At 72.0% G+C, this 14,775-nt stretch carries 12 protein-coding genes; 6 read left to right on the forward strand and 6 right to left on the reverse strand.

All coding sequences use genetic code 11. The annotated features are described in order from the left end of the window. Window positions 1-110 precede the first annotated feature (110 nt). Window positions 111-689, forward strand: a complete 579-nt coding sequence (locus AC3IYI_RS18240) for a sigma-70 family RNA polymerase sigma factor (protein ID WP_489411187.1) — start codon at window positions 111-113, stop codon at window positions 687-689. Beyond that, window positions 686-2,119 carry a maleylpyruvate isomerase N-terminal domain-containing protein gene (locus AC3IYI_RS18245; protein ID WP_489411188.1) on the forward strand — a complete coding sequence of 478 codons (1,434 nt, stop codon included), beginning with the start codon at window positions 686-688 and terminating at the stop codon, window positions 2,117-2,119. Before AC3IYI_RS18240 ends, AC3IYI_RS18245 begins: the two co-directional genes overlap by 4 nt. Window positions 2,120-2,169: 50 nt before the next feature. Here the strand turns inward: AC3IYI_RS18245 and purU are convergent, their stop codons facing one another. Together purU and AC3IYI_RS18255 are read right to left on the reverse strand one after the other, a co-directional pair. Continuing rightward, the gene (gene purU, locus AC3IYI_RS18250) at window positions 2,170-3,045 is read right to left on the reverse strand and encodes a formyltetrahydrofolate deformylase (protein WP_489411189.1); all 876 of its coding nucleotides are present in this window, start codon (window positions 3,043-3,045) and stop codon (window positions 2,170-2,172) included. 19 nt (window positions 3,046-3,064) lie between these two features. Further along, window positions 3,065-3,511, reverse strand: a complete 447-nt coding sequence (locus tag AC3IYI_RS18255; RefSeq protein ID WP_489411575.1) for an SCO4402 family protein — start codon at window positions 3,509-3,511, stop codon at window positions 3,065-3,067. 231 nt (window positions 3,512-3,742) lie between these two features. Here AC3IYI_RS18255 and AC3IYI_RS18260 point away from each other — a divergent pair, with 231 nt between their 5' ends. Continuing rightward, window positions 3,743-5,086 carry an ABC transporter substrate-binding protein gene (locus tag AC3IYI_RS18260; protein ID WP_489411190.1) on the forward strand — a complete coding sequence of 448 codons (1,344 nt, stop codon included), beginning with the start codon at window positions 3,743-3,745 and terminating at the stop codon, window positions 5,084-5,086. Window positions 5,087-5,109: 23 nt separating this feature from the next. On the opposite strand, the gene AC3IYI_RS18265 is transcribed toward AC3IYI_RS18260, so the two are convergent. Continuing rightward, window positions 5,110-6,453: a hypothetical protein gene (locus tag AC3IYI_RS18265; protein ID WP_489411191.1), complete on the reverse strand. Its 1,344-nt coding sequence runs from the start codon at window positions 6,451-6,453 to the stop codon at window positions 5,110-5,112. Between the two features lie 947 nt (window positions 6,454-7,400). Then, a complete protein-coding gene (locus AC3IYI_RS18270) occupies window positions 7,401-8,780 on the reverse strand; it encodes an NsdA family TPR-like regulatory protein (protein WP_489411192.1) in 1,380 nt (459 codons plus the stop codon). A gap of 219 nt (window positions 8,781-8,999) precedes the next feature. Between AC3IYI_RS18270 and AC3IYI_RS18275 the strand changes: the two genes are divergently transcribed. The 3 genes from AC3IYI_RS18275 (at window position 9,000) to AC3IYI_RS18285 (ending at window position 12,416) form a co-directional block, all read left to right on the forward strand. Beyond that, window positions 9,000-9,680 (forward strand): bifunctional DNA primase/polymerase, encoded by a 681-nt coding sequence (locus tag AC3IYI_RS18275; protein WP_489411193.1) that lies wholly within the window; start codon window positions 9,000-9,002, stop codon window positions 9,678-9,680. 169 nt (window positions 9,681-9,849) lie between these two features. Then, window positions 9,850-10,722 carry an ABC transporter ATP-binding protein gene (locus AC3IYI_RS18280; protein WP_489411194.1) on the forward strand — a complete coding sequence of 291 codons (873 nt, stop codon included), beginning with the start codon at window positions 9,850-9,852 and terminating at the stop codon, window positions 10,720-10,722. Between the two features lie 8 nt (window positions 10,723-10,730). Continuing rightward, entirely contained in the window at window positions 10,731-12,416 is a 1,686-nt protein-coding gene (locus tag AC3IYI_RS18285) for a transporter (RefSeq protein WP_489411195.1), read from the forward strand. A gap of 135 nt (window positions 12,417-12,551) precedes the next feature. Here AC3IYI_RS18285 and AC3IYI_RS18290 read toward each other — a convergent pair whose 3' ends face one another. Together AC3IYI_RS18290 and AC3IYI_RS18295 are read right to left on the reverse strand one after the other, a co-directional pair. Then, window positions 12,552-14,177, reverse strand: coding sequence for a hypothetical protein (locus tag AC3IYI_RS18290; protein ID WP_489411196.1), 1,626 nt, complete (start codon window positions 14,175-14,177; stop codon window positions 12,552-12,554). A 158-nt stretch (window positions 14,178-14,335) separates the two neighbouring features. Next, on the reverse strand, window positions 14,336-14,713 hold the full coding sequence (locus AC3IYI_RS18295) for an ATP-binding protein (RefSeq protein ID WP_489411197.1): 378 nt from the start codon (window positions 14,711-14,713) through the stop codon (window positions 14,336-14,338). Window positions 14,714-14,775 lie beyond the last annotated feature (62 nt).

Here is a 14,775-nt window from a genome sequence, read left to right on the forward strand (position 1 = left end):
GCGCACTTCCGGGACGAGGTTCTGGCAAAACGGGCGCGGCCCGCTGCATGCCCACTACATTCGAGTGGTCGACACACGGCTGCGAAACCGGGAAGCCGGCTGGGGGCACGATGCCGAAGGACGCACCACCGCGCTGGGACCGCCGCATGCAACAACGCCTGGCCCGCGGCGAGGCCGCCGCGCTCGGCGAACTGTACGACCGCTTCGCCTCGCTCGTGCACAGCCTCGCCCACCGGGTCCTCGGCGACGAGAAGGCCGCCGACCGGGTCACCCGCGAGGTCTTCGGCTACATCTGGGAGAACCCGGACGCCTACGACCCCAAACAGGGCTCCATGCGCTCCTGGGTCGCCCGCATCACCCAGGGACAGGCCGTCGCCCGCCTGCGCCAGGCCGAACTGGGCAACGGCTCCCGCGAGGAACTGGAACAGAAGGTGCGCAGCGCCAACGCGGCCGCCCGCGCCGACTTCATCGTCACCTCCATGCCCGCACCCCTGCGGGCCGCGCTCGAACTCGCCTACTTCAAGCGCCGCGACTACCGGCAGGCCGCCGCCGACCTGCAGATCAGCGAGGACGAGGCCCGGCGCCGGCTGCGCCTGGGCCTGCAACTGCTGTCCACGGCCAACGCCGTCCCGCGCGACGACACGGTCCCGCCGGGATACGGCCCCTCCGGATATGGAACGACCCGATGACGATGCCGCCCAGCCCCTTCGGTGAAGAAGACGGCGAAGAGTACGAGCGGCACGAGCAGCCCCGCAACCCCGGCGGCCCGGCGCGCATACCGGGCCCGCGCGGTGCGGCCGACGACCTCGACCTCTCGGGGCCGGGGTACGCGCCGTCCTCGGAGGGGCCGCTGGACCCCGACGAGCCGAAGGACCTCGACGCGCTCGACGCCCTCGACGCGCTGGACGACACCGACGACATCGTCGACGCGCGGTACACGGAGTACCCGGAGATCTCCGGGTACCCGGCCGTACCGGCGCCCGCCGAGCCCGAGCCCGCTCCCGTCCCGGCCGCGCCCCCGCCCACCCACGCCGTACTGAAATCCCTGCTCGGCGCATGGGCCCTGGCGGCCTGCTCCGCGGAGGAGACCCAGGCCGTCGAGGACCACCTCACCGAGTGCGCGCCCTGCGCCGAGGAGGCGCTGCGGCTGCGCGACGCCGTGGGGCTGCTGCACCCGGAGGACAGCCTCGACCTCAAGCCGCTGCTGCGCTCGCGCGTGCTGGAGGACTGCCTCGGCAAGCGCCCGGCCCGCATCCCCGTCCCGGTGTGGGCGAGCCCGTACGACACCGAGACGGCCCGGCTGGACGCGCTGCTACGGGACTTCGGGGACTCGGAGTGGCACACCCCGGTCCGGCTGAAGTGGTTCGAGGAGGAACGCCACCAGACCCGCCGGACGACGGTCGCCGGGGTCATCGGGCACCTGCTGGCGGTGGACGGCCTCGTGGCGGCCGCGCTGGGCCTGGACGACCCCCTGGGCCGGGACGCGCCCGCGGGCACCCCGACCGAGCGCACGGAGCGGTTCTGGGAGGACTCCCCGTACCCGACCACCCGTCGGGTACGCGAGCCGTGGCGGGAGCAGGGCCACACGCTGGTCCGCACGGTGTCCTTCGCGGGCCGCGGAGTGGCGGAACTGGACGTGGAGTACGGCGCCTTCGCCCTGCCCCTCGGGGACGCCTTCCTGGAACGGGCCTTCGAGTGCTGGGTCCACGCCGTGGACATCGCGGAGGCGGTGGACTACCCGTACGAGCCGCCGTCCGCGCCCCACCTGAACCGGATGATCGACCTGGCGGCCCGGCTCCTGCCGGCGGCCCTGGCCGTCCGCCGTCGGGCGGGGCTGGCGGCGCCGGCGCGCGGGCTGGTCGCGGCGGGGGCGCCGGGCCGGACCCTGCACCTGGAGATCGAGGGCGCGGGAGGCGGCGGCTGGGACATCGCCCTGGACTCCCCCGCGGCGAAACCCTCGCCGGACCACACGGTGGCCAGGATCGCCCTGGACGGCGCCGAATTCTGCCAGCTCGCCGCGGGCCACATCTCCCCGGAGGAGGCCGCGGTCGGCCAGAACGGCGACCGCGAGGCCATCCGCGACGTCCTCTTCGCGGCAGCCTCGCTCAGCCGGATGTAGACCGCGCGACCGGATGCAGGCCGCGCAGCCGGATACAGGCCGCGCGGCGGCTACGTGAAGACGACCGTCCGGGTCCCGTTCAGCAGGACCCGGTGCTCGCTGTGCCACTTCACGGCCCGCGCCAGCGCCTGGCACTCCACGTCCCGCCCGATCGCCACCAGCTGGTCCGGGGTGACCTCGTGCCCCACCCGCTCGACCTCCTGCTCGATGATCGGGCCCTCGTCCAGATCCGCCGTCACGTAGTGCGCGGTCGCGCCGATCAGCTTCACGCCCCGCGCGTGCGCCTGGTGGTACGGCTTCGCGCCCTTGAAGCTCGGCAGGAACGAGTGGTGGATGTTGATGATCCGCCCGCTCAGCTCCTTGCACAGGGTGTCCGACAGCACCTGCATGTACCGCGCGAGGACCACGAGGTCGACCTCCTCGGCCCGCACCAGCTCCAGCAGCTGCGCCTCCGCCGCCGCCTTCGTGTCCTTCGTCACCGGGATGTGCACGAACGGGACCCCGTACGAGCCGACCAGTTCCTCGAAGTCGGTGTGGTTCGACACCACCGCCGCGATCTCCACCGGCAGCGCACCGATCCGGTGGCGGAAGAGCAGGTCGTTGAGGCAGTGCCCGAACTTCGAGACCATCAGCACGATCCGCATGCGCTCGTCGGAGCGGTGGATCTGCCAGTCCATCCGGAAGGAGTCGCCGATCGCGGCGAAACTGGCCCGCAGCTTCTCCACGGTCACCGGGGCGTCGGCCGAGAAGTGGACCCGCATGAAGAAGAGGCCGGTGTCACGGTCGCCGAACTGCTGGCTGTCCTCGATGTTGCACCCGGTCATGAACAGGTAACTGGACACGGCGTGCACGATGCCCTGCTTGTCCGGGCATGAGAGGGTCAGTACGTACTGCTGCGTGGCCTGGGGCTGCGGGTCGTCGCTCATGACCCCACAGCCTTCCACATCACACCGCGCGCGTGAGGATCTTCAGGACGTCCAGTGAGCACGGGCGCGCGTCCGGGTCGTCCCCGTCCGCCGTCGCCAGCCGTACGTGGGCCTCGCGCGCGGCCCGTACCGCCTCCGGCCAGGCGTGGTGCTCCAGGTAGCCGGAGACCGGGGCGTCGGCGCCTATCTGGTGCATGATCCGCAGCACGCGCAGCACGGCGAGGTCCACCAGGGCCGCCTCCTGCGAGTCACGGAAGATCGTGCCGACGTACTTCTCCGCGGACCAGCTGTCGAGCCAGGTGTCCTCGACGAGCCGGTACACGGCGTCGGTGACGTCCCCGTACCCCTCGGCGCCGGCCAGCCAGGTGTCCTCTTGGAACACGGGGTCGGAAAGCATGTGCAGCGCCGAGCGCACGTTGCTGCGCCAGCGCCACCACGGCATGTCGTTGAGGGGCATGCCGCCCATGGTGGAGGAGCGGCCGCCGCGGCGGGAAGAGTTCTTCGAACCTTGGGCGAATGTCACGCTTTCGATCGTACGTTCCCGTCCGGCGTGATCTTCAGGCGCCCGCACCCGGGGGCCCGGACCCGCCCGGCGCTCACTCAGCGTGTGGGTGACACCCGTAATTCACCTCGACGTCACCCGATGTTGCTCGCACCTCACACTTCAGTTACCCCTGGCGCGGCATGGTGCATGCACATGACCACCCGGCGACGCGCAGCAGCACTCTCCCGAACCTTTCTGGCCCGGACCACGGCCATGGCGATGGGCGCGTGTCTCGTCGCCGGCTGCGGGGTGCTCCCCGGGGGCTCGGGGGGCCCCGGGGACGCCGGCACCCTCACGGTCATGACCTTCGCTCCGGAGGACTCCAAGGCGACCAACATGCCCGGCATGCCGGGCATGGCCAAGGCCTACGAGCGCTGGGTCAACTCCAAGGGCGGCATCAACGGACACAAGCTCCGCGTCCTGACCTGCAACGAGCGCAACACGCCCACCGGCGCCGCCGACTGCGCCCGCAAGGCGATCGCCGAGAAGACCGTCGCCGTCATCGGCTCCTACAGCCAGCACGGACGCGCCTTCCTGGCCCCGCTGGAAGCCGAGGGCATCCCCTTCATCGGCGGGTACGGGGTCTCCTCCGAGGAGTTCCGGTCCCCGCTCTCCTTCCCCGTCAACGGCGGCCAGCCCGTCCTGATGGCCGGAGCCGGCCACCAGCTGGGGCGCACCTGCGCCAAGGTCGCCCTGGTCCGCCCCGACACCCTCGCCGGCGATTCCCTGCCCATCCAGCTCAACGCCGGCCTCAAGGCCAACCAGATGGCCGAGGCGAGCGACATCCGGGCCGCCGAAGACTCCGCGGACCTCTCCACCCAGGCCAACCAGGCACTGGCGGCCTCCGCAGGGCCCCCCGGGAAGGGCGGCGCCTCCTCGGCGAAGGACGGGAAGGACGGGAAGGACAAGGGCTGCGTGGCCGCCGTCCTCGGCGCCCGCACCGAGACCTTCTTCGACGCCTTCCGCCGCGCCGCCGACTCCCAGAACCGCAAACCGCAGGTCTCCTCGGTGCTCGGCTCGGTCAGCCAGGCCCTGGTCGACCGCACCGGCGGCAAGGAGAGCCCCTTCGAGGGCGCGTACGCCACGAGCTGGTACCCGGTCGCCACCGATCCCCTGTGGACGCAGATGCGGAACGTCATCTCCGACCACGCCTTCGGCGACAACGCCGTGGACCCCGACGACAGCGGCGCCCAGACCACCTGGATCGCGTACACGGTGTTCAGCGAGACGGTGAAGCGGTTCAAGGAGGACGAGGACCTCACCGCGCGCGCCCTCACGCGCAAGCTCAACCAGTCCACCCCCGTGAAGACCGGCGGCCTGACCCCCGACCTCAGCTGGCGCTACGAGGACATGCGCGCCGTCGCCGGCTTCCCCCGCATGGTCAACGGCCGGGTCACCTTCCAGGTCGTCCAGCAGGGCCGCCTGGTGGCCCAGCCGGGCGGCGAGCAGTCCATGGACATGACCAAGACCCTGGAACAGGCCCCCCGTTCGAACTAGGGACCATCCCTCGGGGACCGGTCCTAGAGCTGGGTCTTGTCACGCTTGGTGAGGTCGTACTTGGCGGCGATGCTGTTCCACATCCGCGCCGCGGACTCCTTCGACCTGGTGGCGTCGCCGCTCGCCTTGTTGGCGTCCGAGGCGTTGCCGGTCGACTTGGCCTTGCCGTCCTTGCACTTGTCGCCGTCGGACTTCACGTCGTCCGCCCAGGCCGCATAGCTGTTGTCGGCCTCGGCGGAGGACTTCCACGCCTTGGTGAGGGCCGCGGTCAGCTTCATGTGGTTCGGGAGCTGGTCCACCTTGAGCTCCTGGAGCCGGGTCACCAGCTCCTCGCGCTGCCGGGCCGCGTCGCGCAGGTCGGTGGCCGCCTGGTCCAGGTTGCTGCAACCCTTGATGTCCTCGACGGCCTTGATCACCGACGCCCGGCTGTCGTTGCTGTCCGCGAGCAGCTTGTCGAGCTGGACCGCCTGCGGCTGCGCGGGATCCAGCGGAGCCTCGCCGCTCTCCGCGGCGGAGCTGCCGGGGGTAGGGGTGGGCGCCGCGGCGGCCGGGTCGTTGTTCTGTGCCTTGCCGTCACCGAGCAGCGCACCGACCCCGAGCCCGACGACGGCCAGGCCGATGACGACGGCGGCGATGATCGCGGGCGAGACCTTGCGGGGAGCGGGGGCGAGCTCCTGCTCCTGGTAGTGCGGCGGCTGCTGCTGATACTGCTGCGGCGGCGGCGCGTACTGCTGGTGCTGGGGCTGCTGCGCGTACTGCTGGTGCTGCTGCTGGCGCTGCGGCGGTTGGGGGCGGCGCGGCTGCTGGGGGAGCACCGGCTCCTGGATGGGGGGCAGCAGCTGCGTGTCCCCCCGGAACATCTCGTCGAACCCGGCGGCGGGATCGGCGGGCGCGGCCGGAACCGGCGCGATGTACTGCGTCGCGGCCTCGTCGTACGAGGGGGCGGCCGGAACCGGCGCGATGTACTGCGTCGCGGCCTCGTCGTACGAGGGGGCGGCCGGGACCGGCGCGATGTACTGGGTGGCGGCCTCGCCGTGCGCCGGCGCCGCGGGGACCGGCGCGATGTACTGCGTCGCCGCCTCCTCGTGCGCGGGGGCGGCCGGGACCGGCGGAATGTACTGGGTGGCCGCCTCCGGCAGCGGCGGGTAGCCGTAGCCGTGCGGGTCGCCGGGGCCCTCGTAGCCGGGGCCGACCACGTGACCCTGCGGGTAGCCGTAGGCGGGGCCGCCCGGTGCGGGGTAGCCGTAGGCGGGCTCACCGTGCAGGTACTCCGGCTCCCGGCCGGGCTGCGCGGGCGGCTGCGCGGGCACGTGCGGGCCCCACGGCTCGCCTCCCTGCGGGCTGCCGCCCTGTCCGCTCTCGGTCACCGGAACTCCCTCTCCGACCTGTCCGCGTCTACGGAACCGTCGGCTCACGCTACCCGGTCATCCCCCTCGCCCGGCAGGCCCGCCCCCACCGAAGATCATCCCCGGCCCCGTCCACGACCCCGACTGCGCGTGCGCCGCTACGCGGGGCGAAGCCCCCTACCCACCCTTCACCGCTACGCGGGCGAACCCCCCGCAGCACCCTCTACCGCTACGCGGGGCAAAGTCCCCGACCCGCCCTTCCACCGTTCCCCGGGCCAGCCCCGACCCGCGCCTCAAACGCCGGCGGGGCTGAGGAACACCACCGGGCTCCGCCCGAACCCGGTCCTCAAACGCCGGACGGGCTGGGAACCGGACCGGCTGGGAAGGGGTCCCGGGCTGCGCCCGGACCCCCTGGGGCTCCGCCCCAGACCCCGGTCCTCAAACGCCGGACGGCTGGATTGGCGCGGGCGGGCTGGATTAGCGCGGGCGGGCTGGAACGCCCCGCACCGCGAAGCCGGACGGACGGCTGGAAAGCCCGACCCCCAGCCCTCAACTCCGGACCGGAGGACTGAAAAGCCGGGCCCCGGCCCTCAATGCCGGACGACGAAAAGGATCCCGCCGGACGGCTGAGAGACCCACCCGTCGGCGGGGCTGGGGGGGGCGGCCCGGGACGGGGACGGGGGCGGGGTGGGGTGTTGGCCTGGACGTAAAGCGTGATTTGTGGCGCAGGTACACCCCGCGCCCTGTCGGAGCAGAGCAGAGGGCGCCTAAATCATGCAGTCCAGGCCGACACCCCACCCCGCCCCCGGCACCGGCCCACCCCCGCAGCCGCAGCCCGACCACGCCCACGCCCACACACCGCCACGTACGGGCCGACGTCGACCAAATCCAGCCCCGCCGGCGTTTGAGGCGCAGGGGTCCGGGGACCGGTCCCCTGCAACGGCGCCGCACGAGGCGACCGACCCCGGTCAGCCCACCGGCTCCAGGCGGGCCGTGAACTCCCGGGCCGCCGGTTCCTCCCGGTACGGGTCCAGGCGGGTGCGGAAGTCCTCCAGGTAGACCGCCCCACGGTGGGAGCGGATGCCCGTCAGGACCTCCGCCGCCTGCGTCGCCGTCTGGCAGGCGGCTTCCACCTCGCGCTGCTGCACCCGCGCCGCCGCCAGCAACAGCAGCCCGATCGCCCGCCGCCGCGCCTTCCCCGCCGGGAGGCCCCGCAGGGACTCCTCCGCCCGCTTCGCCGCCGCGTCGGCCTGCCCCAGGTCCCGGTGGCAGTGCGCCAGTTCGTCCGCGAGGTACGCCCCGTCGAAGTGCCGGATCCACTCCGGGTCGTCACCCGACTCCGGCTCCGCCCGCTCCAGCGCGGTGACCGCCCGCGAGGACAGCACGGCCGTCGACCGCGCGTCACCGAGCAGCGCGTGCCCCCGCGCCTCCGCCGCGTAGAACATCGCCTCCACCCGGGGGGTGACCTGACCCCGCGTGCCCTCCTGTGCCGCTCTCGCCAGCTGCGCGATCTCCCTCGGGTTGCCCAGCTCCGCCGCCAGGTGACTCATCGACGCCGCCAGCACGTAACCCCCGTACGCCCGGTCGCCGGCCGCCTGCGCGAGCCGCAGGGCCTGGATGTAGTACCGCTGCGCCAGGCCCGGCTGGCCCGTGTCCACCGCCATGTAACCCGCCAGCTCGGTCAGTCGGGCGACCGCCGCGAACAGCGCCCGGCCGACCGGCTCCCGGTACGAGCCGCCGATCAGGCCGGAGACCACCGAGTTGAGGTAGTGCACGACCACCGGGCGCACGTGCCCGCTGCCGAAGCGGTGGTCGAGGTCCTTCAGTGCCTGCGTGGTGGCCCGTACCGCCTCCACGTCCGACATCCCGACCCGGGAGCCGCCGCTGCGCGCGACCTGCGCGTCGGCCCCCGTGATCAGCCAGTCGCGGCTCGGCTCGACCAGCGCCGAGGAGGCCACGCTCGACCCCGACAGGAAGTCGCGCCGGCCCACGTCGCTCCGCCACAACTCGCTGACCTGCTCGATCGCGCCGATGACGGTCGGGGAGAACTGCAGGCCGACCCCGGAGGCGAGGTTCTTGCCGTTGGCCATGCCGATCTCGTCGATGGTGACGGTCCGGCCGAGTTTGCGGCCCAGAGACTCCGCGATGATCCCGGGGGCCCGGCCGCGCGGCTGCTGGCCCCGCAGCCAGCGGGCCACGGAGGTCTTGTCGTAGCGGAGGTCGAGACCGTGCTCGGCCCCGCACATGTTGACGCGCCGGGCGAGCCCGGCATTGGAGCACCCGGCTTCCTGGATGAGCGCCTGCAGCCGTTCGTTCGGCTGGCGGGCGACGAGAGGCCTGGCTGCCATGAAAACCCCCAGAGACGCGGGTGATCGTTCGAATGATCACTTCCCGCCTGATGTGCGGGGAATCTTCCCCATTGGGTCCTGTCGCTACCCACCTCCGGCGCCCCGGCCTCCCACGCGCCCCCCGCGATGCACCGATGCGCCCCGCATGCAGGATCGATGCTCCCGAGCCCGGCCGGTTGAAGCCCGTAACCCCCGGTGACCGCAAGAGTTGTGTTGCACGTGGAAGAGACCATCGGAGTCACGGAGACCGCACCCATCCCCCTGCAGCGCAGTGAGCCGCTGCTGGACCATGCCGTGCGGTACACGGAAGAACGGCACTGGGATGTCTTCGCCGGCACCTGGCTGGAGTCCGGCGACGGGCGCGAACAGTGCTCGTGCGGGGGCGCCCAGTGCCCGGCGCCCGGCGCGCACGCGGCGGGGAAGGACTGGGCCTCGCAGGCCTCGGGCAGCGCCGTGCAGGTCAGGCGGCTCTGGGGGAAGAACCCGAAGGCCGCCATCCTGCTGCCGACCGGCCGGACCTTCGACGCCCTCGACGTCCCGGACGCGGCCGGTTTCCTGGCGCTGGCCCGGCTCCAGCGCATGCAGCGCACCCTCGGACCGGTGATCGCCAACCCGGCGGGGCGGATGCTGTTCTTCGTCCTGCCCGGCGCCGGGGCGAAGGTTCCCGACCTACTGCGCAAGATCGGCTGGCAGCCGGCCCAGCTCGACCTGGCCACGCGCGGCGAGGGCGAGTACGTGGCCGCGCCGCCGACCCGCATCGGCGGCCGTGGTTCGGTGCAGTGGGCGCAGCCGCCGACGGCCGCGAACCGGTGGCTTCCGGACGTGGAGGAGCTGATCGACGCCCTGGCCTACGCGTGCGGTCGCGAGGCGGCGGCGGAACGGGCCCGACGCACGGCGTGATCCCCGCTCCGCCCGCTCCACCCCCTCCGCCCGCGCCACCCGCTCCGCCCCGTCCTGACCAGCGGAGATCTCCGCGGGGAAACTCATGACATAAGTAACTGCTCGGCCTCTCCCCCTCCTCCTATGGTGAGAAAAGCAGGACACGGGGAACAGAACGAGAGGCAGGCGCATGCCGGACCAGGGCGTTGCGATCGGCGGGGCGGACGGAACGGGCGGCGGTGCACGACCGGCACCAGCCGCCGCACCCGCCGTGCGGGTCGAGGGTTTGTGGAAGCGGTTCGGCGAGCAGGTGGCCGTCTCCGGGATCGATCTGGAGCTGCCGGCCGGGCAGTTCGTCGGCCTGGTCGGGCCGAACGGCGCGGGCAAGACCACGACCCTCTCGATGGTGACGGGACTGCTGCGCCCGGACATGGGCCGGGTCATCGTCGCCGGGCACGACGTGTGGGCGGACCCGGTGGAGGTGAAGTCCCGGATCGGCGTGCTGCCGGAGGGGCTGCGGCTCTTCGAGCGGCTCTCCGGTCGGGAACTGCTCGGCTACATGGGCCGGATGCGGGGGCTCCCGGGGCGGGAAACGGACAGCCGGGCCACCCAGCTGCTGGACATCCTGGACCTGGCCGGTTCGCAGAACAAGCTGATCGTCGACTACTCGACGGGCATGCGGAAGAAGATCGGCCTGGCGGCCGCGCTGCTCCACAACCCCGAAGTGCTGTTCCTGGACGAGCCGTTCGAGGGCGTCGACCCGGTGTCCGCACAGACCATCCGCGGAGTGCTGGAACGTTACACCTCCTCCGGAGCCACGGTCGTCTTCTCCTCCCACGTCATGGAGCTCGTCGAGTCGCTGTGCGACTGGGTCGCCGTCATGGCCTCCGGCCGGATCCGGGCCGCGGGCCCGCTGGCCGACGTACGGGGCGACGCGCCCTCGCTGCAGGCCGCGTTCCTGGAGCTGGTCGGAGCGCAGGGCCGGGCCACGGGCGAGTCCCTGGACTGGCTCGGCGGCGGGGCCGCGGCCAACGGCGGGAGCAACGGGGCGGGCGTCCGATGAGCACACCCATGCCGACGCCCATGCCCACGCCGACGCCGACGCGTGCTCCTGCGCCCGCATCCGCGTCCGCCACCGGCGGACCCGCCTCCGCGGCCGCGTCCGTCAACATCACCCCGATCTTCGTCCGCCTCAAGCTGTCCCTCCTGCGCAACGGACTCAAGGGCTCCCCGATGCGCAAGGCCGCCTACTTCGGCGCCCTCGCCTTCGCGCTCGTCATCGCCTTCTTCGCCACGCTCGGCCTCACCGTCCTGCGCGGCAACGCGCACGCCGGCGCGGTCGTCGTCCTGCTGGCGGCGATCACGGCCCTGTGCTGGACGTTCGTCCCGCTGTTCTTCGCCACCGGCGACGAGACGCTCGACCCGACCCGGCTGGTCATGCTGCCGCTGCACCCGCGTCCGCTCGTACGGGCCATGCTGGCCGCCTCGCTCGTCGGCATCGGGCCGCTGTTCACGCTGTGCCTGGCCGTCGGCTCGGTGATCGCCGTCGCCCGGGGCGCGGCGGGCGCGGTTGCCGCCGTACTGGCCGTACCGCTGCTGCTGGTCGGCTGCGTCGCGCTGGCCCGGACGGTGGCCACGGCCAACGTCCGGCTGCTGACCAGCCGCAAGGGGCGCGACCTCGCGCTGCTCAGCGGCCTGCTCATCGCGATCGGCGCACAGGCGGCGAACTTCGCCGCCCAGCGGCTGTTCCAGACCGGCGGCCTGGAGAGGCTGGAGCCGGCCGGGGAGGTCGTGCGCTGGCTCCCGCCCGCGACGGCCGTCGGGATGGTGGACTCCGCGAGCGAGGGCTCGTACGGGATCGCGGCCGCCCAGCTCCTCATCACGGTCGCGGCCCTCGGCCTGCTGCTCTGGTTCTGGGAGCGAAGCCTGACCAAGCTGATGGTCACCCCTGACGGCTCGACGATCGCGGCCGCCAAGGAGATGAAGAAGCCGGCGAACGGTGCGGCCGGCGGCGGCTGGTCGCTCCTGCCGGACGACCGTACGGGCGCGGCCGCCCAGCGCGTGCTGCGCTACATGGTGCGCGACCCGAAGACCAAGGCGGCGTGGGTGTCGGCCCTGGCGCTCGGCCTGATCATCCCGGTCGCCAACGCCGTCCAGGGCGGCGGCTCGGTGTACCTGGCCTGCTTCGCCTCGGGCATGCTCGGCCTGCAGATGTACAACCAGTTCGGGCAGGACACCTCGGCGTTCTGGATGGTCGCGCAGACCATTGCGAGCACCCGGGACGCGTACGTGGAACTGCGCGCACGCGCCCTGGCCCTCGCGCTGGTCACCGTGCCCTTCACGGTGCTGGTCGCGGCGGTCACGGCGGGCCTGCTCGGCGACTGGGCCGGCCTCCCCGGCGCCCTGGGCCTGGCCCTGGCCCTGCTCGGCTCGATGCTGTGCACGGGAGCCCTGGCGTCCGCCCACCTCGCGTACTCGATCCCGACCGACGGTGCCTTCAAGAGCGTCGCCCCGGGCCAGGGCGCCCTGGCGTGGACGGCCCTCCTCGGCGGCATGTTCGCCTCGGCACTGGTCAGCTCGCCGCTGATCGCCCTGGCCCTCTACTTCAGCGCCACGGACCAGAAGTCCCTGGCCTGGATCCTGCTCCCCCTGGGCGCGGCCTGGGGCACGCTGGCCACCTGGGCCGGCCTGCGCCTCGCGGCCCCGACGGTGGTGCGCAAGCTCCCGGAGATCCTGCTGGCGGTCAGCAAGGGCTGACGCGGGTACGGGTCTGCGGGTCCCGCCCGGCACGGCACGGAACGGAACGGAACGGAACAGAACGGAACGGCATCGGCTCCCGCCACGCGTGATCAGCGCGGCGGGAGCCGATGTCTGTGGTGGGTCGGAGCCGGACTACGGGGCGTCCAGCTGAGCCTTGCTGTGGGCGTAGAGGACGCGCTCGCACACGAGGCCCAGGCACGGCGCCGACTTGCCGTCTTCGAGGGCCTCGGCGTTCACCGCCGGACCGTAGTGCTCGGAGACCGACCACAGACGCTGCGCGCCACGTTCGTAGTAGAGGTCTTCGGCACCCGTGGCGGTCTTGATCGCGCTGCCGTTGGACACCAGGTCACCGTTGCTCCACTTGTAACGCCAGAGGTTGCCCGGGTCGTTGTGACCGGCACTCTGGTTGACGTACAGATTCCCGCCCATCGCCAGTGCACCCTGGGCGCCGCCGTTCGTCATCGGCAGGTAGTTGGCCCAGCCTTCGGCCGCCACCTCGCCGGAACGGTTCTCCAGGCTTTTGACGGGGTACGAGGCGATCCGGCCGGGCGACGGGTAGCCGCTCTCCGGACGGCAGTACTCACCCATGATCAGGCGGTCCGGGGTCGTGCTGCGGTCGAGCGACAGGTAGGACGCCTTCGGGGCGCCCGTGCTGACGCACTTGAACGAACCCGAGGGGTTGGACTGCGTGACCTTGAACTTCCAGGCCGCCACCTGCGGCATCACGTAGCGGTAGCCGAAGCTGTACCAGACGTTGTTCTGGCGGCCGACCTTGGTCTTGTCCTCGACGTTGGACGTGGTCTTCACCCCGTCGGTGTCCGCGCCCATCTCGTCACCGGCCTTGCCGTCCCCGTTGGGATCCAGGTCCATGATCTTCTCCATGTCGAAGATCCGGATGCCGTTGCGGGTGTCGGCGACATAGAGGTAGTGGCCGTACCAGACCATGCCGCCCGCGTGCAGGCCGTTCTGCATGTGCGTGTTCGGGTCCGGAACCGTCGAGCCCTCGGCGGAGTGCACTCCGTCGAAGGAGACATGGCCGGAATTGTTCATGTACGCCCAGCCCAGCAGTACGTGCCGGTACTTCACCGTGCCGTCTGCGCGGCGTTGCACGAAGGAGATCCGCACACCCTTCTGGTTGCAGGCGTCGTTCGCCTTCAACTCGTCGGGGTTGCAGTCACCCACCTCGTTGTCGTTGCTGTCCCGGCCCGGGTCCCAGTTGTCGTAGGACGCGTAGAGCTGGATGTTCGTGTCGTTGCCTGCGCCGTACTGCTCACTGTCCGCGGCGTCCGAGACGCCGGTCATGGCCTGTGGGATCCACTCGCGCGAGGTCGAGTCGTCGTTCTCCAGGCACCACTTGAGGGCCGGAGCAGGTGCCGTGCCGAACGGGTCGCGGGTGCACGACGTGGTGTTGACGGTGCGGTTGGCATCGGCAAGGAGCTTCGATACGCCCGACTTGGGCAGTACGCCGTCGAGGCGGGCGACGCGTTCGGCGGTCGTCCCGTTCATCGCGCCGGCCTGCAGGGTGAAGTCCGAGGGGTCGGCCTTGCCGCCGGGGCTGGTCCACGCCATCGTGCCAACGGGTTCCGCATCGCTCGCGGTTGCCTGCGGCTCCTGGATCCACGATTCGGGCAGTGGCGCAGGAGTCTCCTCGGCGTGCGCCGGGGGCGGGGCCGACAGGCCGGTCAGTGCCAGCGTGACTGCGGCGGTGGCCGTCAGCCACGCGCGGCGTATTCGGATTCGGGACGTGCGCGGGGACATGCGTATTGCCTCCGTTGTTGCTGCTGCGACAGCTGAATCGAACGAAGGCTTTCAGGACGCTTGTGCGGAAATCAAGTTCGATCGATGGGTCAACCACCCACGTCCGAACGGGATGTGGGGGTTGCCCCGGAACCTCCGATTCCGGGTTCGCCGGAAATTCACAGGCCCGGCCCGCACTCCACCCACAGCAACTTGCCGCTGTGCACGCCGTCGAGGCGGTAGGAGCCGTAGCGGTCCGCGCAGAGGCGTACGAGGACCAGGCCGCGGCCGTCCTCGGACTCGGGCGCGGGCTCGGGCGCGGACCCGGGCGCGGACTCGGGCGCAGCACCGGGCACCGGCCGTGCGGGTTCGCCGCCGAAGGGGGCCGGGATGTGGGGATTGGTGTCCCAGACGCCGACCCGGACGCGGTCCGCCGCCATCGCCCTGAGCCGGAGCGCGCAGGGGCCGTACGAGTGCCGGTAGGCGTTGGAGACCAGCTCGCTCGCCAAGAGCTCGGCCGTGTCCGCCGGCCCCTGCATGTCGTGGCTCCGGAGCACTGCTCGCAGTGTGGAACGGGCGATTCCCGCTGCCCGCCGATCGTGCGGGAGTTGGAGGGTGT

The sequence above is a fragment of the Streptomyces sp. GL_148 genome, from assembly GCF_057834205.1.